Origin of the sequence: Haloferula helveola (assembly GCF_037076345.1) — a bacterium.
GTDB classification, from domain to species: Bacteria; Verrucomicrobiota; Verrucomicrobiia; order Verrucomicrobiales; family Akkermansiaceae; genus Haloferula; species Haloferula helveola.
In genome coordinates this window covers 1,673,553-1,696,882 of record NZ_AP024702.1, presented here as the reverse complement: position 1 = coordinate 1,696,882, position 23,330 = coordinate 1,673,553, and the positions used below count along the sequence as shown (strand labels likewise).

The window sequence follows — 23,330 nt, the reverse complement described above, 5'->3', positions numbered from 1 at the left end:
AAGTGTAGGGCACCCGGAGGGAGCCCCTCCTTGGTGATCACTCGGGTTGGGTCCGGATTCGCACATCGGTCGCGCCGGATTTTCGCACCAACGATTCGGCCTTGTCGGCGCCGGCAACGCAGGCGGCGGTCGCGAGGGGGTCGGTGAGGGTCGCGCTCGGTGCGATCACGCTCACCGCGATCGGTCGGGTGAGTCCGAGTCCGGTTTTCGGATCGAGGATGTGGGAGTAGCGGACCCCGTCGATCTCGACGAACTGGTGGAGGTCGCCTGAAGTCGAGACCGCGGAACCCGAGAGACCGATGACCTCGTCCGGCTTCAATTTGTCGAAGGTCTTGAGCCCGACATTCCAGGCATCCCGTCCGGGTGGCGGCTCTCCAAGCGCGACATCGCCTCCGGCCACCACGGAAGTACGGGCTACACCGTATTTCTCCATCGTCCGAAGCATCGCGTCGGCCGCGTAGCCTTTGGCGATGCCTCCGAGGTCGAATCGCATGCCGGGAACTCCAAGAGTGATGGTCCGGAGCTCTGGATCGAGGGTGAAGTTTTTCCAGCCGCTGGACTTCCGGGCGGCATCGAGCGTGGCAGCGTCCGGCAGCTTTCCGGTGTTCCGGGTCTCCCGCCACAGCGTGGTAAGCGGGCCGAGCGTCGGGTCGTAGCAGCCGTCGGTGTCCTCCGCGATCCGCCGGGCGGTGCTCAGCAGGTCGTAGAGGCTTGGCGACAGTTCGACCGCTTTGCCGACCGGAGCGGTGGAGATCCGCATCAGTTCGGAGTCAGGGATGTAGTCGGAGGCGACTGCATTGATCGCCTCGGCTTCGGCGAACGCGGCATTGGCCGCTGCTTCCGCCAATGCCGGATAGGCGCTGTAGCAGGTGATTGAGAAGCGGGTCCCCATCAGCTCACGGCTGAAGTCATGGCGGACTTCGTCGCTCGATGGGACCTCGAGGGTGACGAGTTTGCTGCCGACTCCTTCGCTGGTGACGAGGAGCTGGTGACCGTCCGGTGTGAAGGCCAGCGCTTCGGCTTGGGGCAGCCCGTGGGTGCCGAGGACGACCGGCTTGCGGCGGAAGACGTCGGCCCAGCTTTCGGCCGATCCACGTCGTAGCAGGTAGGCGGCCTGGTAGGTGAGGATGGCCGCCATCTCACCGTCTGACGAGAAGTCCATCGCCGTCGGTTGCCCACCAAAGGGGTGGGGGAGCGCGCCTTTCGGCCGGGGAGGGGACACGGCTTCGGTGACGAATTCGGCTGTGGCGATCATTCCGTCTTCCGGCTTTCGGAGTGGCAGGCGGTAGAGTCGCGGTGTCGGGTCGCGCTTGCTCAAGAGGTAGATGGCTTCGCCCGCAGGATCGACCGACACGCTTTCGCAGTCCCGCGGGCCGTCTTCGTAGCGGAAACGAAGCGTCCACTCGGGAGCTGCCGTGGCTTCCAGTTGATCACCGGCCGGCGGAAGTTTCGGCTCGGCGACCAGATGCAACATGACCGTTTCGCGCTGCCCTTGGTTGTCGCCGACATCGGCAACCAGCAGCCACGCCCGGCCGTTCCAGGTGAACGATGCGAGATCTTCCCAGTCGATATTCCGGACCCCCTCGAGCTTGAGGGTGCCGCGGGCCGCACCGTTGTTCGACGCGAGATGGAGGTTGGCCGGAGAGCCGCTGTCATTGACCAGCCAGAGGAAACCGGGGGAGGTGGGCGATACCGCCAGTCCGCTTGCCTCGCCGAGTGCGGGATCTTGGAAACGGACCGGCTCATCGGCCGGGCTGAACGCGGTCAGCAGGACGATTGGAAGCAGTCGGCTGAGCGTTCTCATGCCTCTTTTGGAGCGTTGCGGAATTCGGAAATGATCTCGGGAAGAATCACGAGCGTGCTGATCAGCACGAGGCTGGCCGACATCATCGCGACCGACTTCGGTCCGAGATACTGGATCACCGTGAAGGCGATCATTGGCGCGATGACTCCACGGACTCCGGTCAGGAAGCTGTGGACACTCTGGTATTCGCCGACCCGCTCCTCATCGGCGAAGCGTGTGGTCCAAAGCGTCCACAGGATGTTGCCTCCGGAGCGGGCGATGCCGTGCAGCGCGATGCCGAGGCAGAGCGCGAAGACGGAACCGCCGAGGAAGTAGATCAGCGTGCCGGTCATGAAGAAGAGGTTCACGACCGCGCGCACCCGGTAGAACGGCATGCGGTCGAAGATCAGGCCCCATGGTACGACGGTCACGATGAAGGCGAGCATCGGGATAGTGCTGGTGATGAAGCCGGTGCGGTCGGCGTCGAAGCCGAAGCCGTAAACCGGGTTGCCGATGAACTCGACGAACAGCGCCCATGAAGTGAGGTTGCCGAGACCGAGGAGCATCCAGACGACCAGCAGTTTGGCGAAAGCCCGATTCTGGCCGACGTGGTTGAAGGCGTCGAACCAGCGGATGCGGTTCGAGAGCCGCAGGCGGACCGGCGCCATGGCCATGACGCACGCCGCCATGCCGAGCGTGCCGCCGGCGTAGGTGAGAAACAGCGGCGTGAAACCCTGGCGTTCGATCCACAGACCGACGGTCCACCCGGCGAGGGCGACCACGCAGGCCCGGACCATCGCGCTCAGCGAGAACAGATGACCGCGTTTCTCATCGGCGTAGTGCTTGCGGTAGATCTGCGCCATCAACGGCGCCCCCGAAGCCATGCAGACGAAGGCGAAGCAGGTGCCGACGAAGTAGAGTGTGGGATTCTCGGGTGACAGCGCGGCGGTGATGAAGCCGGTCGAAGACAGGACCCACAGCGAAGCCGCGACGGAATTCACCGAACAACCGATCCGGCGGATCAACTGCACGACGAACAGGCTGAGGAGGAGGCCGACGCTGCCCGACGCGATGATCGAGCCCTTCATCCAGGGCGGAAGGTTGAAGACCCGGATCGCAACGAAGACCGCGAAGGTCGTCGCGGCAGTTTCGACCACGCCTTGGGGGATCGAACGCAGCAACTCCAACCGGAACGTTCTCCGCTGCTGGGAGAAGTCGAATTGTCCGGGTTGGGTCACGGCGGGAAGAATCCATGAGACCGCTCGCTTGGGCAAGCGGCGGGGTGAGTGGGCGGAGAATGGACCGCGAGCTTTAGCTCGCCCCGGAACCCGAGCTGCCGAACCAACGGGGCGAGCTGAAGCTCGCGGTCCATGAGCAGAGAGTTCACTGCGGGGCGGGCTTTCGACGGCTGCGGTATGCGAGAATCCGGGTCAGGATCACCTGCGTGATCAGCCAGGTTCCGGCACCGATGCCGAGGGTGGTGATCACGAGGGTAGCAACGAACCACCCCATCCCGTGATCGAGGATCCAGTAGAAATCGAATCCGAGGCGTTCGAAGCCTTTGGCGACAAGGTTCATCAACCACAGCCCGGGGAGTCGCAATGCCGCGAGATCCCACCACGGAATCTCCACACCGGGAAACCTCAAGGGAGTGAAGATCACGGTCGCGAAGGCGAGGAGCCAATAGACCGAGTGCGCGACTCCCAAGCCGATCGGAAGCCATCGCAGTTTCATTGGCTTCCGGGCTCGGGGATCGGACAAGCGGGACGCTTGTCCCTACCTTATTCCGTGGGGCCGGGGCCGGTGTTCCACATCAGGTGCATCGTCTTGACGTCCGGCGTTTCGAGCGGGCGGACGACCCGGAAGCCGATCCACAGGTTGCTGGTGTGATACCAGATCGACTTGGGATTCTGCGGGTCGATCGCCTTCCATGAGGCGTCCGATGCGATGCGGGCACCCGAGCGCATCGTCTCGGGTCCGCCGTCGAAGAAGTGTCCGCCACGCGCGACGCGCGGATAGCGTTCGGTCGCGACCTGCCACGGGTTCTTGTCGCCGTCCTTCCACTTCGCGTAGCTGTCGGAAAGGTAGCCGTCGAGGCACCACTCGGCGACATTGCCATGCATGTCGTACAAGCCCCACGGGTTCGGCTTCTTCTCGCCGACCTTGTGATACTGGAACTCGGCGTTGTCCATCGTCCACGCGTAGTCGCCGAGTTTGGAGGCATCGTCGCCGAAGGACCAAGGAGTCGTGGTGCCGGCGCGGCAGGCGTACTCCCACTCGGCTTCGGTCGGCAGGCGGTAGTAGTGGCCGGTCTGTGCGCTGAGCCATTCGCAGAACTTGCTGGCGGCGTGCTGGGTCATCGCGATGGCGGGCCAGTCGACGCCGTATCCCTCACCCATCTCGAAGTGCATCGGGATGTAGGGGGGAGTCGGCTGCGAGACGATGTCGGGCAGCGTTTCCCCGTCTTCCATCTTGGGAGCTTCCGACGTCATCAGGTCGGAGTCGCGGTTCAGCGTGCCGTCCTTGTTTCGCGACTTCCCGTTTTCCATGAACGCGCGGTAGAGGTCCCAGGTGACCTCGTATTTGCCCATCCAGAACGGCGCGATCTCGAGCTTCTTCTGGGGACCTTCGTCCTCCTTGCGCCCTTCCTCGGACTCTGGCGAACCGATCGTGAAGCTGCCGCCCGGGACCGGCACCATTTCAAGCCCGGCGTTCTCGGCCAGCGGGATTTCCTCGGTGTAGGCCTCCATCGCGTCGGCCGTCTTCGGGCCACCCTTCTCGGTGACTTTCTTGTGGATCTGTTCCGTGACCGGCAGGAATGACGGATTCGGGCCTTCCGGAGCGGCTTCGGCAAAAGCGGGAAGGGTGAGGATCAGCAGGGGCGCGATGCGTTTCATGAGCGGAAAGCTAGGCGGGGAGGATGGGGAGGTCCAGAGTGAGGCGCCGGACCAGCGAAAGGGCCGCCTGCCGCCGGGGTGGGCGGGAGGCGGCCGTGAAGTCAGTGAAGTCGGCGAACGTCAGATCAGCTTGTGCTTTCCGGGAACCGGAACGGGCGCGATCGGGAAGGAGTCGTCCATTTTGAGGCTGTCGGGAGCCTGATCCTGGGTTGCCTTCCACATGTCGTCCCACGTGATGCGCTTGCCGGTGTGCGCCGCCTCGCGGGCGAGCAGGGCGAGCATGGTCGAGTTGGCCATGTATTCGCCGGTGTTGATGATCTCGCCCTTGCGAAGCGCGGCGAAGAACTCGTTGTGGCAGACCTGATACATGTTCTGCTCCTCGCCGGCGGTCGGACGATACATCCAGTTCGTCTTGTTGTCCGGACCCTTGGTTTGCGGGCGGTTCGGTGCGATGGCGGTGCCCTTTTCGCAGAAGATGCGGTCGATGACTTCGGTGTGGCAGCCGGGGAACTGGCGCTCGCCGACGTGGCAGAACACACCGTCCGGATATTCGAAGGCGATGTTGTAGTGGTCGTAAACGTTGCCGGGGTCGGTGCGCATCGCGCGGCCACCGTTGGCCACCGCGGCGATCGGTGCGACATCGCCCATCGCCCATGCGACCTTGTCCACCGTGTGGATGGCCTGTTCGAGAAGCGGGCCGCCGGAGAGCCATTCGAAGTTGTTCCACCAGCGCACCTGCCACTCGACGTCGGCCATGCCTTCGGGCTTGGTCATGCCAGGCTGGAGAGGCTTCGGCGGGGTGCCCATGTAGGTACCGTAGACCGACACGACACGGCCGAGGTCGCCGGAATTGATCTTGTCGTAAAGCGCGCGGACGCCTGGGGCGAAGCGCCAGCAGAAGCCGTGTTGGATCGCGATGTTCTTCTGCTTGGCCAGCTTGGCGGATTCGACCACCGACTTCACGCCGGCGATATCGATCGCCATCGGCTTCTCGGCGAAAACGTGAACACCCGCCTCGATGGCCGCGCGGAGGTGCTGAGGGCGGAAGCCGGGAGGCGAAGCAAGCAGGACGACGTCCACGCCGCTGTCGATGACCTTCTGGAAAGCGTCGAGTCCGGCGAAGAGCCGCGAAGCCGGAACATCGGAACGGGACTCGAAGTTCTTGAGATTCTTGAGCGATCCTTCGATGGCGCCCTTGAAGGCATCGCCCATCGACCAGAGCACCACGTTCGGGTCGGCCGAGAGCGCCTGCGTGGCGGCGCCGGTGCCGCGTCCGCCGCAACCGATCAGACCGACCTTGATTTGCTTGGTGTCTTCGGCGGCGCGAAGGATCGATGGAAAGCCGATCGCGGCGGTGGTGGCGGCGGTGCCTCCGAGGAACTTGCGGCGGTTAAAGGCGTCGATATTCATGATTGGTCGGATTGGGCTGGCGATTACGGGTGGATAAGGGCGCGGGCTTTCACCCGCAAGGGAGGATAATTGCGATAATTCTCAGGAATTCTTGAGAGAAATGGTCTTCGTGATCCGAATAGGGCGCATTCTCGCTTGCCGGATCGGCCAACGAAATCCGAAGACTAGCTCCCATGGAAGCCCCGAAATCGCAAGGCCTGCTCGCGACCCGCCTGTCGCTCATGATGTTCCTCCAATTCTTCGTCTGGGGGGCGTGGTTCGTAACCCTCTACCAGATCCTTGGAGGGAACGGCCTCGCCGACATCATCGGGGACTCCTACAGCAGCGCGCCGATCGCGGCGATGGTCGCACCGCTGTTCCTCGGTCTTGTCGCAGACCGCTTCTTCTCTTCGGAGCGGGTGATGGCGGTACTGCTTCTGATTGGCGGCGTGCTGATGCTGATGGTGCCCGGGGCGGTGGCGGCCGGCGACGGCAAGAAGGTCGTCGCGCTCTTCATCGGCCACATGCTCTGCTACATGCCGACGCTGGGCCTCGGCAACACGATCGCTTTCACGAGCCTGCCGCGGGATGTCTTTCCGAAGGTTCGCGTGTGGGGGACCATCGGCTGGATCGCTGCCGGATTGGTCGGCGGCTTCCTCGGGTGGTCGGCCGACGTCAGCCTGTTCAAGATGGCGGCCTACTCGTCGCTGATTCTCGGCGTCTACTGCTTCACCCTGCCCCACACCCCTCCGCCGCTTGCGGGCAAGCCGCTCGACATCCGCTCGCTGCTGATGGCCGATGCGTTCCGCTTGTTGGCGAAGCCGGCGTTCCTGATTTTCATCATCTGCTCGACCCTGATCTGCATTCCGCTCGCCTACTACTATTCCAATACTTCGGGTTTCCTCGCCAACATGGGCTTCGAGCAGCCGGTGTCGGCGATGACGATCGGGCAGATGTCCGAGATCATCTTCATGCTGATGATTCCGTTCTTCTTCCGGATGCTTGGTGTGAAGTGGATGATCCTGATCGGCATGGCGGCATGGGTCGTGCGCTACCTGCTTTTCGCCTTCGGTGCGCCCGACCAGGTCGCGTGGATGCTTTTCCTCGGAATCGCTCTCCACGGGATCTGCTACGATTTCTTCTTCGTCACGGGCTTCATGTACACCGACCGTGCAGCTCCCAAGGAAGTGAAGGGCCAGGCGCAGAGCATGTTGGTCTTCTTCACCCAAGGCGTCGGGATGTTCATCGGGTTCAAGGTTGCCGCCGCGAAGCTCGCACCCGTGGTCGATCCCTCGACGGCGCTTGGCGGCGAAATTGCCGAAGCCCGCGGCGAGCAGACGCTCAGCTTCGCCCAGCAGCTGGGAAAGATGTTCGCGGTCGACATGCCCGCCGCTGTCAGTGAGGCGTCGATTTCCACCGCCGCCAGCGCTTGGAAAGAGTATTGGATCCTCCCGGCAATCATGGCGGGTGCGATCGCCGTGCTGTTCTTCGTCGCGTTCTGGGACCGGGCGAAGGGAGAAGCGGATGCCGAGGATGTCGCGGAAGCGGCATCACCCGACGAAACGTCCGCCGTCTGATCCCGTATCTGTTGATCCATGAAACACCTGACCCGCCGCCAATCCCTGAAGAGCCTCGCGGCCCTTGCCACCATCCAGATCGTCCCGAGCCGGGTGCTCGGCGTGAACGGCCAGACTCCGCCGTCCGAAGAACTGACGCGCGGGATCATCGGTTGCGGCGGGATCTGCTCGGCCCACCTCAAGATGCCGGGCCGTCTGCTGGCGCTTTGCGACGTCGACAAGAACCACCTCGCCAACCGGATGAAGCAGACCGGCGGTGAATCGAAAGGGATCACCGGCTACCATGACTTCCGCGAACTGATCGCGCGCGACGACATCGACATCGTGCACGTGGCGACACCTCCGCACTGGCACGCGATCCAGGGCATCGAGGCGATGAAGGCGGGCAAGGACGTGTGGGGCGAGAAGCCGATGAGCCGCACGATCGGGGAGGGCAAGCTGATGGTGGATGCGGCGGCCAAGTATCAGCGGATGTTCCGCCTCAACACCTGGTTCCGTTTCAAAGACAACTTCTACGGCATGGGCGTGCCGGTGAAGAAGCTGAAGAAGGCGGCGATGCATGACCTGCTCGGATGGCCGCTCAAGATCACCGTGTCCGGCGTGACCGGCTTCAACTGGAAGTTCAACTGGGTCGGCAAGACCGGCCTCAAGGAACAACCGGTGCCGCCGGAACTCGACTACGACTTCTGGCTCGGGCCGGCACCGAAGAAGCCGTACCACCCGCATCGGGTCCACGCGAACTTCCGCGGTTACTGGGACTACGATGGCGGCGGCTTGGGCGACATGGGCCAGCACTACCTCGACCCGGCGCAGTACATTCTCGGCAAGGACGACACCGCGCCGGTATCGGTCGAGATCGATGCCGATCCGCAGGACAAGGATGCCGTGGGCACCTGGAGGCGTATCACGTTCACCTACGCCGACGGCTGCCAGCTCGTCCTCGACGGCGAGAACAAGGACAAGGATGCCGCCTACATGGAAGGGCCGAAGGGCAAGATCTACCGTGGCTTCAAGAGCGACATCAAGGACCTCGACAAGAAGATCGACGCCTTGCCGGATCCCGAGCCGCAGATCACCGACTTCCACGAAAGCGTGCGCACCCGGAAGAAGTTCGCGCTCAACGAGGAGAACGGGTTCTGGTCGTGCACGATCGTCAATATCGGCAAGATCGCCCACCGCTTAAACAAGAACCTGAAGTTCGATCCGAAGACGCTCAAGTTCGACGACGACGAAGCCAACGCGCTGGTCAATCAACCGATGCGCGCGCCTTGGAAGATCGAGATTTGAAGGGCTGACGGGAGAGCTGGACCGCGCGACCCCAGTCGCGCCCCGGAGCCCCGGAAGAGGGACGGATAGGCAAGAGCGCGACTGGGGTCGCGCGGTCCATGGGCTTGATCCCTTCGCCCGTTCGCCGGAAGCTTGGCGCGGATGACAGCGGAGTGCGCCACGGAAGACGTGATTCGGATGCTTGAGGAGGAACAGCTCCTCGAGCTTCCCGCGGGTGCCGATGGCGAGACCGATCTTTTCGAAGCCGGCCTCGACTCGATGGCGGTGATGCAGCTCATCGTGGTCATCGAGGAGCGCTGGGGTGCGGTGCTCGGTGCGGCGGATGTCGGACGCGACACGATCGGCACGCCGGCGCGGATGGCGGCAACCATCAATGCCCGCCGATGAAGGCGGACGTGCTGGTCATCGGCGGAGGCAGCGCCGGACTGGCTGCGGCCGTCAGCGCGGCGAGGTCCGGCGCAAGGACAGTCCTGATCGAGCGGCATGGGATGCTTGGCGGAATGGGGACCGCCTCGTTGGTTCACACCTTTTGCGGACTTTACCTCATCGATGGAGACTCCCCCGAGCCGGCCAACGATGGCTTGCCGATGGAGATCGCCGACCGCATGCGTGCTGCGACCGGTCGCGACGCCGTGAAGATGGGACGGGTTTGGGTGCTGCCGCAGCACCCTGTCGATTTCGCGGCGATTGCCGACGCGATGGTCCGTGAGGCGGGTGTGGAAGTGCTATTCCACAGCGAGCTGGTTGCACTTGAGCCCGGGTGGAAGGCACGTGTGGCGTGTCGCGGCAGCATTCTTAAGATCGACGCCGGAGCGGTCATCGATTGCAGCGGCGATGCTGTGGCGGCGGCGGCGCTCGGAGTTGCGGACGAACGTGCGGCTCCGGAAAAGCTCCAGCGCCCGGCTTACGTCTGTGGAGTGCAGGGCGTGGCCGGGGAACTGGCCGGACTGGAACTGGCCGGCCGAATCGTTGAAGGTATCCGCTCCGGCGACCTGCCGAAGGCGGCGCTCGGCATGCATTTCCGAGTCAGCGGAAGGACGGGTGAGGTCTTCGGAACCTTGGACCTGTCCGGCGAGGAAACCGGCACCTACGACCCGACCGACCCCGGTTGCCTGTCGGCGCTCGAATCGACCGGTCGAGAGGTCGCGCAACGGGTGATGTTGTATTTCCGAGGGAACCAGCCGGGCTGGGAGGCCGCCTATATTTCCCATTGGCCGGCACGCGCCGGCGTGCGGGAAAGCCGGCGGTGGATCGGTGAGGTGACGCTCACGGGGCAGGAAGTGCTGGCGGGCGCGCGTCACGACGACGACATCGCGCTCGCCGCGTGGCCGCTGGAACTCCGCGAAACCAACCGCGGTCCGAAGCTGCGCTATCCCGAAAACGGCCGGGCGGCGGGGATTCCGTCGGGCGCGCTGAAGGCGAAGGGCCTCGAGCGGCTGTTCGTGGCGGGGCGCTGCATCTCCTGCGATCACGAGGCTCAGGCGTCGATCCGCGTGATGGGCACCTGCTTCGCCACCGGCGAGGCTGCCGGGCGGATGGCGGCCAGCTCATTGACATCATGATGCATTGGGATTACATCATGATGCATGAGAACCACGGTGAACATCCCGGACGCTCTGCTTGAGCAGGCGAAGGCGCGATCCTTGGAGGAAGGAAAATCGCTCGGCGAACTGGTGGCGGACGGGCTTCGGGTGCTCCTGAGTCGTGGACCCGAAGGCTCAGATGTCCGGCCCGAACCCCTGCCGACCTTTGGGCAGGGCGGGGTGCAAGGAGGGGTCGATCTCGACCATAACGCGGCGCTGCTGGAGTTGATGGAGGGGCGATGAAGCTGCTCGATGTCAATGTGCTGGTTTACGCCCATCGCGAGGACACGCCGGAGCATGAGGCCTACCGGACTTGGCTTGAGGAGCAACTGTCCGGAACCACGCCCTGCGCGGTTTCGGAGCTGGTCCTCTCCGGATTCCTCAGGGTGGTGACCCATCCGAAGGTTTTCCATGATCCCACGCCACTTGGCGTCGCTCTGCGCTTTTGCGAGCAACTGCGGAACCGGCCCAACCTCCACATCATTTCCCCCGGGAATCGGCATTGGCCGATTTTCGCCGCCTTGTCTGAGTCGGTGGGGGCCAAAGGGAACCTCATCCCGGATGCCTACCATGCGGCCTTGGCGATCGAAACCGGCTGCGTCTGGTACAGCACGGATTCCGGTTTCGCCAGATTCCCGGATTTGGAATGGAAGCATCCGCTTCGAGGTTAGGGCGTCGACAGGCTTTGGCGGCTGGCTGAATCGGTTTGCCACCAAGGGAGAGCGACTCCAAGCTCCGCACCGACCGGGGCAGGATGGCATTGCCGGGTCAGGGCTTGCAGCGCGATGAATAAATCCGAGCGATCAGCGTCGAAAGAGCACCCGGAAGTCGGCGAAGGCCCGACGGACGAGGAGCTGGTGCTGCAGGCGCAGGCGGGGGATTCCGCGGCGTACGACACGCTGGTGACGCGTCACCGGGGACGCATTTACGCCATGATCCGCCAAATGGTCAAAAACGACGCCGATGCCTGGGACCTCTCCCAAGAGGCCTTCATCAAGGCGTGGAAGGCGCTGCCGCGCTTCGAGGTGAAGGCCAAGTTCACCACGTGGCTCTATCGGATCGCGCACAACACGGTTTACGACTGGGTGCGCCGCAAACGACCCGAATCGGGCGGCGAGCTGAATGAGGAAATCTTCAGCTCCGATCAGGTCGATCCCGGTTCCCTGACCACCCCCGGAGCCGCCCAACGGCCCGACGAGGCGCTGCGCACCGACGAACTTCGCGGCAAGATTGAGGCCGCGCTCAACCAGCTTTCCCCGGACCATCGCCAGGCGGTGGTCTTGAAGGATGTCCAAGGATTGGCGTATAAGGAGATCGCCGAGGTGATGGATTGCTCCATCGGCACGGTGATGAGCCGCCTGCACTACGCCCGCCAGAAACTGCAAACGCTGCTGAAAGATGAGTATGAAGCCCGATGACGAACTCCTGGCCCTGTGGGTCGAGGACGAGCTGGATGCGACCGCGGCCGCCGAGGTCGAGGCATGGGTCGCCGGCCAGCCGGAGTGGCACGAGCGGCGTGAACAGGCCCGGTGGAGCAGGTCGTTGCTCGGATCCGCCTTTGCCGATGACGACGAAGTCCCGCACGCCGAGTTTTTCAATGCCCGCATCCGCCGCGAGATCGAGGTCACCGAGGTCCGCAGTGCGGCCCCGCCGAGGGAGCGCACGATCCCGTGGATGTGGCTGATGCCGGCGACCGCAGCCGCCTGCATGGTCTTCGGATTCATGCTGGGCCGCGGGGGCGGATCTTCCGAGGTCACCGCGCCGATCGCGACGATGGCGCCGGTGCTTTACACGCCCGAGAAAGGAGTGGAGGCGGAATACGTCAGCGATGACGAGGCGACCGTGATCGTTCTCGCCGGAGTCGATGCGATCCCCGACAGCTGGGAGATTCCCGAAACGGCGATGATCGAGCCCGAGCCGAGCCGCATGGCCGACGCCTCCCCGAAGCGATGAAACGCCGGACCTTCCTGCCTCTTTTGCTCGCCGCTGGGCTGGTCCCGTCGATGACGCTGGCCGCCGACCCCGGACGGGAGACGGTCGGGCAGGTGAAGGTGGTCGTCTATTTCGGAACCGATGGTGATCCGTCGGTGGCGGGCGAACGCTCGACCGATGCCGACGAAGAGACCGTCAAGCGCCTGCAGGGCCACGAAAAGCTCCGCTTCGGCCACTACCGGCTGCTGGGTTCAGACACCCAGTCGCTTTACCGCAGCTACGAAAACTGGGCCCAGCCGATCGCGGGGAGTGACGAGATCCTTTGCCGCTTCGAAGCCGAGAGCCAGATTTCCGATCACTCGATGCGCCTCGACCTCGAACTGTGGCTGAGCCGCAAGAAGATCCTCAAGTCCGGCATCCCGCTTTCCGAAGGCAAGCCGGTGCTGGTGCTCGGTCCCGAGTGGCGGGGCGGACGCCTGATCATCTCGGTCGAGCTTGCGCCATCGGCGAAACGAGGCTCATAGTTTCGTCGATGAAACGCCTGCCGCTTCTCCTTGCCCTTGGCCTGCTGTCGGTCTGTGGCGCCGCCGAACTCAGCTTCGACGAGACCCTCAAGGAGGTCCATGTGCCGCCCGACGAAAAGCAGGTCGCCACCGACTTTGTATTCGAGAACAAGACCGACAAGCCCGTCACCATCGCACGCTACGACTCGACCTGCTCGTGCATGAGCGTCCAGGTAAAGGGCGGCAAACTGATCTACCAACCGGGCGAGAAGGGCGTGCTGCGTGCGAATTTCGACATGGGCAACTTCTCCGGCACCGTCGACAAGGCGGTGCAGCTCTGGCTCAAGGGCGATCCGGCATCGGATCCGTCGGTCAAGCTGACCGTGCGCGTCCACATCCCGGTCATCGTCAACGTCGAGCCGAAGACCCTGCGCTGGGAAGTCGGCGCCAAGCCCGAGCCGATCGTTGTCAGCATCGTGACCGACTATGAGAAGCCGATCCACGTGCTCTCGGCCGAATGCGGAAGCGACGCATTCGATATCGAGGTGAAGACGGTCGAGAACGGCAAGAAATACGAGATGGTCGTCACCCCGAAGACCACCGAGACGCCATCGCTCGGCGTGATCCAGATCACCACCGACTGCCCGATTCCCCGCCACGCGACGCAGCGGGCGTTCGCCTTGGTCCGCCAACCCGTGCCCGGCGAGAAGAAGTGAAGAGCTCGGTGGAAGTCGCACTGATCGCGGGCTTCGCCATCCTCGCCGGGACCGGCACCTGGTTCGCCAGCGGCAGGCCGTCGGGCGAACCGGTGACCGAGCTTGCGCAAACGCCCCTGAAGGAGGGAGAGGTCCGGCTTCAGACGCTGCTTGAGGAAGGAACGACGGGCGTGCTCTGGGTCGATGCGCGACGGAAAGATGCGTGGCAGAAGGACGGACTTGAGGGATCGATCCACGTCACCACCCTCTCCGATGAGGATCTCGGCATGCAGATTGTCCGGCATGAGAACGCCTTCTTCGGTGCCGCCAAGGTCGTGATCTACTGCGACGACCTTCACTGCTCGCTGAGCCACGATCTGGCCGAGCGGATGAAGGCCGAATACAGCGCCCTCGTCGCTGGCGAAATTCTCGTGCTGCAGGGCGGCATGACCGCCCTTCGCGAGGCAGGAATGATCAAGGACTCCAATTGAGGTCCTTGATCTCGACCAGCTCGATGTAGGGCTGGTCGGGATTCTCCTCCACGTTCCAAGAGAGCACCACGGTGGCGCGGATGCGCTTGCCCCAGCGGATTTGGGAGTCAGGGGTGAAGAGCTGCTCGGCGAGGGGCGAGTTCAGGCTGGCGTAGGCACGGGCGATCTCACCGCCGTGATCGGTGGAGGAGAGCTTGTAGGTGAACTTCCGGTCGGGATTCGGGATGTCCGGCTCGAAGCAGCGGGGCATCGGTTCGATGATTGCCCGGAATGCCGAGGCTTCCGCTCCGGGCTCGCTGGCGAACTTCGCGAGTCGCCCGCCGAGCAAATCGAGCAGGGGATCGACCAGCACCCTCGGCGGGTTGTCGCCGCGCTTCCGGACGACCACGAGAACATCATCGGTGGTCTCGTTCGCGGTGCGGAAAGTCACCCGGAACGGATAGTTGGTGTAATCCTCGAGATCATTCCGATCCGGGGGCGCGGAGGCGATCGACGTGGCTTCCGGCATCGGACCGTCGAAGACGGTGCCGACGAGCTTCTCCCGCTGGTAGGCTGGCTCCATCATCGGAAGTCGCGCGCCGAGCGAAGTGGCGCGGAAGAAGTATTCCAATGCCTCCTCTGCCGCGACCGCGGCGGAGTCGTTCGGTGGAGGTGTGGGAGGTGAGACCGGTGCCGCGCGGACGGTCTCCGTGGGAGCAGGCTGCGGAGGCGTCGGGGTGTCCGGCGTGCGCTCGGCAGAAGAAGGTGCGGGAGGCTTCTCGGCGGAGCCGTTGCCGGGATCCGCTTTGACATCGGCCGGCGGATGGTTGGCATTGCGCTGGGCGCTGCCGGGGCCACCGGGCATGAAATGGTAGAGGAGCAGGTAGGCGAGCCCGCCACCGGCGACGAGAAACAGCGCCGGCATGAGAATACGGGAGAGTCCGGGCTTTTGGCGCGAAACTCGCCGCTCGGCCACCGGCTGGGTGCGGCGTGCCATGTCGTCGGTGCTGTGCCGTGGGCTCACGGGCCGCGATGAGCTGCGTTCCGGAAGCGCCCGCGGTTCCGGGCGGATCGTCGGCTGGCTCGGGAGCGAATCCGGCTGAAGCGGTTTCGAGCGCGGCTCGGGAATCTTCGCCTTCTGCCCGGGCTGGAAGCGGCGTGGCGTGTCGCTCGATGGCGCCTTCGGCTCGGCTTCAGGTGCCTTGATGGTGGCCGAACATCGGGGGCAGGGACCTTCGACCCCGGCGAGTGCCACGGGAACGGTGAGCCGTGACTGGCAGGACTCGCAGGTGAAATGAATAACGTCGTCAGACATCGGGGGCGTCGACCGAGTCGAAGTGCGGGACGTCTTGGGTCTACCGGAATTACGGCAAATCGTCAACGACGCCCCGCCATCCGGGCCCGGTGCTCCGACCACAGGAATTGGAAACCGCGAAGGATCGCCAATGGACCCGAATCATGGGGTGCATCGTCGATCCACGAGCCATCCGCGTGGATTCGTGTCCATTCCTGGTTCAACATTCCGAATCGAGGTGGCGCTTCGATTCACCCGGTGCTTGGGGGGAACGCCTTTGCCGACGCACGGAAACGGCGAGTGACAGCGACCGGCCGGTTCCTTAGGGTCCGCTGACGATGGTTTGGGAGTTCATCCGCCAGCACTGGAGACACGCGATCGAGATTCTGATTCTGAGCATCGGGATCTACCAGATCTACCGTGCCTTCCGCGCGACGCGTGGTGCGCGGATCCTGGTCGGGCTGGTGGTGATCCTGGTCGTGCTCACAGCCTTGCTTCAGCTTTTCAAGTTCCAGGTCATCACCTGGATCGTGACCCGCGGCCTACTCGTCCTGCTGGTCGCGTTGCCGGTGATTTTCCAACCGGAAATCCGGACCGCGCTGGCGCGGGTCGGCAGCAGCCGCTGGCTCGACTGGTTGCTGCGCAACGACCGCCGCCAGATCGTCTTCCTCGAAAGCCTCGACGAGGCCGTGGTGATGCTGTCGAAGAAGCGGATCGGCGCGCTGTTTGCGATCGAGCGGAACATCTCGCTGAAGGGGCAGCAGGAAACGGGCGTGACGCTCAATGCCGATTTCTCGCCCGAGCTCGCGATGGCGATCTTCTTTCCCAAGTCGCCGCTGCATGATGGCGCGATGCTGCTGGCCGACGAGAAGATCCAGGCCGCCGGGTGCGTGCTGCCGGTGAGTCAGCGGGAACTCAGCGACCGTTCGATGGGTTTGCGCCACCGGGCGGCGATCGGACTTACCGAGGAAACCGACTCGGTGTGCGTGGTGGTCAGCGAGGAGACCGGGGCGATCTCGATCTGCGCGGAAGGCGCGATCCACCGCAATCTAACCGAAGATGAATTCAAGGAGAAGATGGCCGACATCTTCCTGAGCAAGACGAATACCGATGAGAAAGGCGTTTCGGAGGAACTGGGGGCCGAAGATGATGTCGCTGGTCGTGGCGACGGTGATCTGGATGCTGATCTATAAGTATCTCGAGAGCAACGGCATGTGGGAGGTTGAGGATCCGCCCCGCGCGACACCGTTGTCCGAGGAGGAAATCCGTGCCTTGGAGGAGGAGAACCCGTGAGTTGGTTCGTGACGGGGACCGACACCGGAGTCGGCAAAACGTATTTCAGCTCCCTGCTCATCCGCGCGTTGCGCGAGGCGCGGGTCGATGCGGTCGGCTACAAGCCGGTCTGCTGTGGCGATCGCGATGATGCGGTGGCGCTTTCGGAAGCGTCGGCCGGGCTCGACATCGACACGGTGAACCCGGTCCACCTGCAGGCCCCGGTCGCGCCTCAGGTCGCGGCGATGCTTTCGAACATGGAGATCAACCCGAGTTCGTTGGTGGCGTCCTTCAAGTTGCTTGAGAAGGAACACCAGAAGGTGGTCGTCGAAGGGGCCGGCGGCTGGCGCGTTCCGCTCGTCGAAGGCTACGACATGGCCGATCTCGCGACCGATCTCGCCTTGCCCGTGATCGTGGTGGTGGGAAACCGGCTCGGCGCTCTCAACCACACCATCCTGACGGTCGAGGACATCCGTGCCAGCGACCTCGAGGTGGCCGGACTTGTCATCAACAACCTCCAGGAAGAACAGGACACCGCGGCGATCACCAACAAGGGCGTGATCGAAAAGCTCACCGGCGCCCCGATCATCGCCGAGATCATCCACGGGCAGGACTTCGTCGATGTGGAGCCGTTCCTTTGAGGGAGCGGCGCGACCTTCGACTCACCGGCGGGGCGAAGGGCCGCGGAAACCTGGGTCAGCCCCGCGGGTGCGATCGGTGATGGACCGCACACACCCGCTCGAGATTTACGTGGGTGTAGATCTCGGTGGTGTCGATCCGCGTATGGCCGAGCAGGGTCTGGATTGTTCTCAGGTCCGCACCGTGTTCAAGCATGTGCGTCGCGCAGGCGTGCCGCAGTAGGTGGGGGCCGCCCCAACAGGTGATTCCGGCGGCCCTCATGTGTTTCTTGACCAAGTGGCCCCATGAGCCGGCGGAGAAACGCCGGCCGTAGCCGGTCAGGTAAAGCCCGTCGGACTCGACACCTGGCACCTGCAGCAGCGGCCGAACCCTCGTCAGATACCGGAAAAGCCAATCTCGGGCCATCCGTCCGAGCGGCACGATCCGTTCCCGGCCGCCCTTGGTCCGCCGCACCATGAGCACTTCGCCTCCTCTCAGGACGTCGTCGAGGTCCAGGCCGACCAGCTCCTGCCGCCTCAGCCCCGCCCCATAGACGGTTTCAAGCATCGATCGGTCCCGGATGCCGAGCGGATCGCCGGTGTCGGGTGCGTCCAGGATCGCGGCCACCTGGTCTTCGTCCAGGACCTTGGGCAGCTTTCGGCCCCGGACTCGGCGGGCCTTGACGCCGGCGAGGGGGTTTGAATCGATCCGCCGCTTTTCCTCCAGATACTTGCAAAAGGTATTCACGGCACGGATCATGCCCTCCTTCGTCGAGTCCCGGTAGGGTGTGCCCATGGCGGTCCGGTGTTCCTCAAGCGATTTCAGCCAGTCCCGGCACAGCCCGCGTGACAGCCACTCCGGCCGGGTGACTCCTTGCTCGCCACACCAGTGGAGAAACCCTCGGAGAAGAATCCGCCTGCTGGCGATGCTGCTGGGTCGCAGACCCCGCTCCCGTTGTTCGTCAAGCCAGTCACAGACTAAAACCCCAAGCGGAGTTTCAAGCTCCGGGTGGGGGTTGGCCCGTGCGCCACCCGGTTTGTCCCGCCAGGCCCGCATCCGCCGGGCCCGTTCGATTCCGCGTGCATCCTGTTTCATCGCAAGCTCCGTTCTAGTGGATCGTCAACATAGCCGCGGATCGGGGTGAGCGAAACCGATTCCTCCAGTGACGCCAGCTGCTTCTGGCTTCCCCCAAGGGCTGAGCGCAGGTATAGGGATTCCGTGGGTTTCTTTAAGAAAGGCTCGGCGACAAAGCTCAGGAATCCGGCCGAAACGGAACCGGGAACCGTATTCAATGAATACGGCTACCGATACTACCAACCGGATCTCGGAAGGTGGGCCTCGCGGGATTCCATCGGGGAAGAGGGCGGAATGAGTCTTTATCGCTTTTCAGAGAACGCTCCGTCCAATCAAGTTGATGCTTTCGGGCTGTGGGTTTTCCCTCCCCTGCCCAATTCTGAAGTCCCCGTACCGACTCCAATTGGCAACATCATGCCGGATGGAACCTACGAACCCAACGCTGATGTCTTTTGGGATCAGGCCATCAGTGATTGTCAGGAGCAGATAGCGGCCGCACTGAAGCAAGAGAAGCTTGCTATCTTGCACAAGCAGTTTGATTCTGAGTGCGAGTTAAACCTTAGGTGTATCTGCTGCGACTCCGATCCTCGGGCTAAGGCGGACAGTCGGGGCTTTTATGACAGGAATACACGCGAGATTCGCATGTGTGCTAACAGATCTGACGATCAGCTGGAGTTCACTCGCTTCTTGTATGAAGAGTTGTTTCACGCACTTCAGCACTGCGGAAAAATCAAAACTCACGCGCAGTCTGGTCGTTGCGAGCGTTGCCTTTGCAACGAAATCCAAGCGAAAGCAGGGGCGCCAAGAGCGTTAGGAGAATCAGCTATTGCCACAGAATCCGCTCTCTCGTGCAGGAAGTCATGCCTGACTAGTGGGGACCCAATAGCGGGTATGGACGCAGCGATCGCCAAAGCAAAAGCGTTGTTCAATGAATGCTCGAAAATCCCTTAGGGTTCTTGTCGCCCTTTTTATCTTGATTGGTTCATCTTTGGCAAGAGGTCAAGATGCCCCAAACGCTTTTGAAATTCAATTCCGTGACAAGGAAGGCGCTCCGATTTCTCCGAAGAATAGCGTGGTTACCATGTCACTCAGCGAAGAAGATTTACAGCTTCTTATTCGAATCTCTCAATGGATTCGAGAGGATCATGAGGAAGACGTTCAGCGATCTGTTGACGGAGTTCGCCCCGACTCTCCAGTCGCGAACCAAATTTTCGGAGTTGGGACCTACGCAAAAAGCGATGGCAGTAAAGCCTCCGTATTCTTCAGCAAAACCGGCGCTTTGCTGACAGCCGGCCTGCATGAGATCAATGATCAAGCACTCCAGAGCAGATTCCGGGAGTTGTTAATACGGGGACTTAGCACGGCGGCGTTGGGGACGAATCGAGAAAACCCCGATGTAAAGTAGTTGGAACTAACCGCATCACTTAGTCACAATCGCGGATCGTGGGTCTCTGCTTCAATACTCGATTCTTTCACGAAGCGCTTCAAGGCAGAGGCGCCCTCAAGCTATCCTACTACGGCTTCCGGTACTACCACCCCGAACTCGGACGGTGGGCGTCACGGGATCCGATTAACGAAGCTGGTGGGGTGAACCTCTACGGTTTTGTCCATAATGACGGAGTCAATCTTTTGGACGTCTTCGGTCAAGTGCCCGTTAATGGAGGTGGCCTGACTCCAGGTGGTGAGCGAGTGCCGCCTCAACTCGAAAATCCGCACCAACTCGACCGTGAACTGGAGGACTGTAGCGGAGAGAATAGGAAAGTAGTTGGCCCAATTGAGGCGGACGGGCTCGATAACTTTACTCAGGCGGATGTGGCGGTGCATCAGCTCGACAAGCTTATCAATGGCGAAGAGGAAGCCCTTGGGAGTGCGATCACAGCCGTTTGGAACTCGCCATGTGAAGAGGGGTGGTGGGTCACGGAGGTTGCGTTAGTCAAGGCCCCATCAATTGGTTCTCAGCGCGTAAGGTTGGCGAATGACGGGACCTCCGTCTTACTGACAATCGAGAGCAAGAACATTGGATTCGAGCGCAATTCCGTAAGAAAAGCTTCGGTTATCAAAGTTTGCTGTGAGTGCGAGTAACTCGTCCCAAGGAGCTCGGATACGAACTCGCACCTCGATCGGATTCGTTGCATATCTATTGCTTGCAGGTCTCGCATCATGGTCGTTGTCATCCTTGGTGGTTGACAGATCGGCCCGCCAACAGCCGTCAGGCTTGGATTCCCAACTTGGTTGGGTCTCAATCAGCAAAGGTCAATCAATAGATGTTTTTTCTGACCGGGTTAAATCTGCCCTTGAGAAAAGTGAGGGGTGGAAGCTTGTGGTCGATTCAAGTTTGGTTGAATGGCATTCTCCCCGCACACACGGTTTTGGAGGTCAAGTGGGATTGCTTGTCTCGGAGTGTGAAGTGATAGGCATCAAGTGCGACATTGACGAATCGCAGAAGACGGTCCGCCTCAGGAGGCCAAAGCGACCGTAGCCATCAAAGGATTCCTGCAAGCTCCTGTTTAAGTCTCCCCTCGCGTGGGACAAATTGAAATGAGAGGAATCGGATCGGTGACTGCCGAGCGGTACTCTCCCATTTCCCGTGGCCTCAGAACAGGGGAAGCCTACAGTCCCACGCGAGGTGAAGCTTACACTTTGGCAAAGGTCCGGATAGAGAATGATGATCGGCTCGTCGCGGTCGAGCAGATATCGCAGAACAGGGGAAGCCTGCATCGGCTTCTATTTATCTCAGCTCTTCAAGAGCGCGCTTCTGGAGCTCGACTATATCACCGGCCCATTTCAAAGTCGTGGATCCAGCATCCTTCATTTCCAGTTCTACTCCCAATTGGGAATAGAGCCCCTTAACAACCAACTCCTGATCCTCGAACCAGCTCATGACCGGACTTGATTCAAAAGCATCAGGCGCGAGCGTCTTCAAGCAAGTAAGCTGCTTGTTGAGCAGGCTATCCGGGGATTCGCTTATTTTGGTGCCAGACTCCAAATTTACTCCTTCGATCTTGTTAAGGGTGTCGAACGCTCTATATTGGTCCAGATACCAATTCGAGATAATAATGTCTTTCTGCGCCCCACTTTCTGGAATCTTCAGGTCATGCTGGATGCCGTCATGAGCCTCGACCGACCCAGATAGCGCTTCTCCCGCACCACTTTTGTGGTTATCGCACGAAGGCATAGCGAGCGCCACCACTATAGAAAAAGCACATCTCATTATTGTATTGTATTCCTATTGGTGCTCAGAATCCAATTGGCGCTTTCCGGGCGTTTGTCGTCATCCAGTATGAAACTGAGTCTGTTTGACTCTCCATAATATACCTTTTCGCCTCCCCATTTGTTCCTAAGATAATCTTCCTTCTCTTGCTTTTCTTCGCTGTTCTTGCACTCCCACTTGCCGCTGTTGCACTTACAATAACGCCAAGCTTTAACCATTACAGTAACAGCTCTCCAGCCGTCCGCTTCACGCTCCGGTTTCACCGTCAACTCAAAATATTGCCCTGTATTCTGTTTGCAGAACTTGTAGTAGCAGGTCCACCAAGTGAAAGTCGCCGCGCAACACTCCCCCTCGCACTTATCGGATAAGCAAATATCCTTGAAGGTTGGTCTGACTACCTTGGCCTTCACCAAATGGCCCTTGGTGCCGTTGTTTGCAATCTTCGGTTTAGAGCCATCAATTTCGCAGGTCTTGCAACATTCAGAGCATGGTTCCCCATCTTTGATATTGGTCGCATCTAGTAACAGCCCCAATAGATCCCATCCGTTAAGCCCGTCATTTCCAACGAATCCGTAAAGGCTTACGCCACCCTCTTCTTCGATGGGGTCCCGCGAGATCCACCTCCCGAGTTCCGGGTGGTAGTACCGGAAGCCGTAGTAGAAGAGCGCGAAGGCGCTTCTGTTTTGAAGCGCTTGGTCAAAAATTGCAGCAGATGAGCAGGAACCCACGACGCACTATAGTGACCGGATGATCGTCGTTTTGAAAGGGGATTCGAAGCAGTCACTCCGACGAACTGGAGATCGTCCTCACCGGAAAGGGGATTCCATGCCACCCGCCGCGCCGCCGACTGGAGCGCAAGACGCCACGGACTCCGCCCACCCGCACCGCCTCAAACCGCCTGCTCGATACTACCATGGAACCCGTCGCAAATGCTAAAGGCGAGGACCGACCCCGTTGAACAGACCCCGCCGAAGGACACCGGTCGGCGTCGGCCGCAACGAACCATGCCTCAGCGGCAGCGGCGGGAAGTCCAAGAAATGCTGCGGGCCGTGATGCACTATCGATCACCCAAGGCAATCTCCTTCGCCTCGACAAACGACCGATAAAGCGTCCGCGCACTCCGGTCATAAATGTCCTCGTTACGTGCCCAGAACTCAGGGAGTTCCTTCCCCTCATCAACCGTCAGCCATTGCTTGATGGGCTCTGATTCGTGTTCGCTAACCCAGTCAGCCAAGTCCTTCGCTCTCTGTCGTGAAACCACACGTGCCGCTTGGTGGCACCAGAGCTTGTAGGACTTCAGGAAGTCCTCATACGAAATCTCCATATTAGCTTCATCCCCCAGCAATTCGAGTGACATCGCGCGAGCAATTTGAACCTGGTAAACAATCGAGAAGTAGCGGTTTCCCAGCCCAACCGAAGGGCCATAGTCAACTGAAAACGTGATCGTGCGGTTGGCCACATCCAGCTTGGAGCATTTCAGCTTGGCGGCTTCGTCACCCAGCTCCTTTTTCGCATGAAACTCGAATACAGCACCACCGTGTTGCGCAAAGGAAAGGGAAGTAGCCAGCATTGAGAAGGCGACTCGTTTGGAATTGCGCCCTGCCTGCGGCTCGGCAACCTGCAGCGCATCGCGAAGGATCGCATCGCCTTCACACAATAGTCGAACCGATCTTCGCCCCGGATCTTCCGCTTCGCAGGTCGAAGCCGCGCATCCGAGAAGAAGCGCAGCCACGATCATCGAGGGT

At 61.6% G+C, this 23,330-nt stretch carries 26 protein-coding genes; 16 read left to right on the top strand and 10 right to left on the bottom strand.

Annotation, left to right across the window (positions count from 1 at the left end; all coding sequences use genetic code 11):
• Window positions 1-37 precede the first annotated feature (37 nt).
• The 5 genes from HAHE_RS06170 to HAHE_RS06150 form a co-directional block, all read right to left on the bottom strand.
• Window positions 38-1,804: an FAD:protein FMN transferase gene (locus tag HAHE_RS06170; RefSeq protein ID WP_338689452.1), complete on the bottom strand. Its 1,767-nt coding sequence runs from the start codon at window positions 1,802-1,804 to the stop codon at window positions 38-40.
• On the bottom strand, window positions 1,801-3,021 hold the full coding sequence (locus HAHE_RS06165) for an MFS transporter (protein WP_338689450.1): 1,221 nt from the start codon (window positions 3,019-3,021) through the stop codon (window positions 1,801-1,803). The genes HAHE_RS06170 and HAHE_RS06165 overlap by 4 nt, the downstream gene beginning before the upstream one ends.
• Window positions 3,022-3,166: 145 nt before the next feature.
• Window positions 3,167-3,517: a hypothetical protein gene (locus HAHE_RS06160; protein WP_338689448.1), complete on the bottom strand. Its 351-nt coding sequence runs from the start codon at window positions 3,515-3,517 to the stop codon at window positions 3,167-3,169.
• A gap of 47 nt (window positions 3,518-3,564) precedes the next feature.
• On the bottom strand, window positions 3,565-4,680 hold the full coding sequence (locus HAHE_RS06155; protein ID WP_338689446.1) for a formylglycine-generating enzyme family protein: 1,116 nt from the start codon (window positions 4,678-4,680) through the stop codon (window positions 3,565-3,567).
• Between the two features lie 120 nt (window positions 4,681-4,800).
• Complete coding sequence (locus tag HAHE_RS06150) at window positions 4,801-6,090, bottom strand: Gfo/Idh/MocA family oxidoreductase (RefSeq protein WP_338689445.1); 1,290 nt, start codon at window positions 6,088-6,090, stop codon at window positions 4,801-4,803.
• A 173-nt stretch (window positions 6,091-6,263) separates the two neighbouring features.
• On the opposite strand from HAHE_RS06150, the gene HAHE_RS06145 reads away from it, so the two are divergent.
• From HAHE_RS06145 to HAHE_RS06095, 11 genes are all read left to right on the top strand, one after another.
• The gene (locus tag HAHE_RS06145; RefSeq protein WP_338689443.1) at window positions 6,264-7,646 is read left to right on the top strand and encodes an MFS transporter; all 1,383 of its coding nucleotides are present in this window, start codon (window positions 6,264-6,266) and stop codon (window positions 7,644-7,646) included.
• An 18-nt stretch (window positions 7,647-7,664) separates the two neighbouring features.
• Window positions 7,665-8,933, top strand: a complete 1,269-nt coding sequence (locus tag HAHE_RS06140; protein ID WP_338689442.1) for a Gfo/Idh/MocA family oxidoreductase — start codon at window positions 7,665-7,667, stop codon at window positions 8,931-8,933.
• Window positions 8,934-9,074: 141 nt separating this feature from the next.
• Window positions 9,075-9,320 (top strand): phosphopantetheine-binding protein, encoded by a 246-nt coding sequence (locus HAHE_RS06135; RefSeq protein ID WP_338689441.1) that lies wholly within the window; start codon window positions 9,075-9,077, stop codon window positions 9,318-9,320.
• A complete protein-coding gene (locus HAHE_RS06130) occupies window positions 9,317-10,495 on the top strand; it encodes an FAD-dependent oxidoreductase (protein WP_338689439.1) in 1,179 nt (392 codons plus the stop codon). Before HAHE_RS06135 ends, HAHE_RS06130 begins: the two co-directional genes overlap by 4 nt.
• Before the next feature lie 24 nt (window positions 10,496-10,519).
• Window positions 10,520-10,759 (top strand): hypothetical protein, encoded by a 240-nt coding sequence (locus tag HAHE_RS06125; RefSeq protein ID WP_338689438.1) that lies wholly within the window; start codon window positions 10,520-10,522, stop codon window positions 10,757-10,759.
• Window positions 10,756-11,187 (top strand): type II toxin-antitoxin system VapC family toxin, encoded by a 432-nt coding sequence (locus HAHE_RS06120; protein WP_338689437.1) that lies wholly within the window; start codon window positions 10,756-10,758, stop codon window positions 11,185-11,187. Before HAHE_RS06125 ends, HAHE_RS06120 begins: the two co-directional genes overlap by 4 nt.
• A gap of 114 nt (window positions 11,188-11,301) precedes the next feature.
• A complete protein-coding gene (locus HAHE_RS06115) occupies window positions 11,302-11,934 on the top strand; it encodes a sigma-70 family RNA polymerase sigma factor (protein ID WP_338689435.1) in 633 nt (210 codons plus the stop codon).
• A complete protein-coding gene (locus HAHE_RS06110) occupies window positions 11,915-12,469 on the top strand; it encodes a hypothetical protein (protein ID WP_338689434.1) in 555 nt (184 codons plus the stop codon). The genes HAHE_RS06115 and HAHE_RS06110 overlap by 20 nt, the downstream gene beginning before the upstream one ends.
• Window positions 12,466-12,972, top strand: coding sequence for a hypothetical protein (locus HAHE_RS06105; protein WP_338689433.1), 507 nt, complete (start codon window positions 12,466-12,468; stop codon window positions 12,970-12,972). The genes HAHE_RS06110 and HAHE_RS06105 overlap by 4 nt, the downstream gene beginning before the upstream one ends.
• An 8-nt stretch (window positions 12,973-12,980) precedes the next feature.
• The gene (locus HAHE_RS06100) at window positions 12,981-13,667 is read left to right on the top strand and encodes a DUF1573 domain-containing protein (RefSeq protein WP_338689432.1); all 687 of its coding nucleotides are present in this window, start codon (window positions 12,981-12,983) and stop codon (window positions 13,665-13,667) included.
• Window positions 13,664-14,137: a rhodanese-like domain-containing protein gene (locus HAHE_RS06095; protein WP_338689430.1), complete on the top strand. Its 474-nt coding sequence runs from the start codon at window positions 13,664-13,666 to the stop codon at window positions 14,135-14,137. Before HAHE_RS06100 ends, HAHE_RS06095 begins: the two co-directional genes overlap by 4 nt.
• Here the strand turns inward: HAHE_RS06095 and HAHE_RS06090 are convergent.
• Window positions 14,121-15,431: a hypothetical protein gene (locus HAHE_RS06090; protein WP_338689428.1), complete on the bottom strand. Its 1,311-nt coding sequence runs from the start codon at window positions 15,429-15,431 to the stop codon at window positions 14,121-14,123. The genes HAHE_RS06095 and HAHE_RS06090 overlap by 17 nt on opposite strands.
• Window positions 15,432-15,748: 317 nt before the next feature.
• On the opposite strand from HAHE_RS06090, the gene cdaA reads away from it, so the two are divergent.
• Window positions 15,749-16,603 (top strand): diadenylate cyclase CdaA, encoded by an 855-nt coding sequence (cdaA, locus tag HAHE_RS06085; protein ID WP_338689427.1) that lies wholly within the window; start codon window positions 15,749-15,751, stop codon window positions 16,601-16,603.
• Between the two features lie 96 nt (window positions 16,604-16,699).
• The gene (bioD, locus tag HAHE_RS06080) at window positions 16,700-17,323 is read left to right on the top strand and encodes a dethiobiotin synthase (protein ID WP_338689425.1); all 624 of its coding nucleotides are present in this window, start codon (window positions 16,700-16,702) and stop codon (window positions 17,321-17,323) included.
• A gap of 55 nt (window positions 17,324-17,378) precedes the next feature.
• On the opposite strand, the gene HAHE_RS06075 is transcribed toward bioD, so the two are convergent.
• Complete coding sequence (locus HAHE_RS06075; RefSeq protein WP_338689423.1) at window positions 17,379-18,395, bottom strand: tyrosine-type recombinase/integrase; 1,017 nt, start codon at window positions 18,393-18,395, stop codon at window positions 17,379-17,381.
• 123 nt (window positions 18,396-18,518) lie between these two features.
• On the opposite strand from HAHE_RS06075, the gene HAHE_RS06070 reads away from it, so the two are divergent.
• The 3 genes from HAHE_RS06070 to HAHE_RS06060 are packed head-to-tail and all read left to right on the top strand — an operon-like array spanning window position 18,519 to window position 20,456.
• A complete protein-coding gene (locus tag HAHE_RS06070; protein WP_338689422.1) occupies window positions 18,519-19,325 on the top strand; it encodes an RHS repeat-associated core domain-containing protein in 807 nt (268 codons plus the stop codon).
• Window positions 19,303-19,779: a hypothetical protein gene (locus HAHE_RS06065; RefSeq protein WP_338689421.1), complete on the top strand. Its 477-nt coding sequence runs from the start codon at window positions 19,303-19,305 to the stop codon at window positions 19,777-19,779. Before HAHE_RS06070 ends, HAHE_RS06065 begins: the two co-directional genes overlap by 23 nt.
• A gap of 38 nt (window positions 19,780-19,817) precedes the next feature.
• On the top strand, window positions 19,818-20,456 hold the full coding sequence (locus HAHE_RS06060) for an RHS repeat-associated core domain-containing protein (RefSeq protein WP_338689420.1): 639 nt from the start codon (window positions 19,818-19,820) through the stop codon (window positions 20,454-20,456).
• Window positions 20,457-21,102: 646 nt separating this feature from the next.
• Here the strand turns inward: HAHE_RS06060 and HAHE_RS06055 are convergent.
• The 3 genes from HAHE_RS06055 to HAHE_RS06045 form a co-directional block, all read right to left on the bottom strand.
• Window positions 21,103-21,561 (bottom strand): hypothetical protein, encoded by a 459-nt coding sequence (locus HAHE_RS06055; protein WP_338689418.1) that lies wholly within the window; start codon window positions 21,559-21,561, stop codon window positions 21,103-21,105.
• Window positions 21,562-21,584: 23 nt separating this feature from the next.
• Complete coding sequence (locus HAHE_RS06050) at window positions 21,585-22,313, bottom strand: RHS repeat-associated core domain-containing protein (RefSeq protein ID WP_338689416.1); 729 nt, start codon at window positions 22,311-22,313, stop codon at window positions 21,585-21,587.
• Window positions 22,314-22,642: 329 nt separating this feature from the next.
• A complete protein-coding gene (locus tag HAHE_RS06045) occupies window positions 22,643-23,317 on the bottom strand; it encodes a hypothetical protein (protein WP_338689414.1) in 675 nt (224 codons plus the stop codon).
• Window positions 23,318-23,330: the final 13 nt, after the last annotated feature.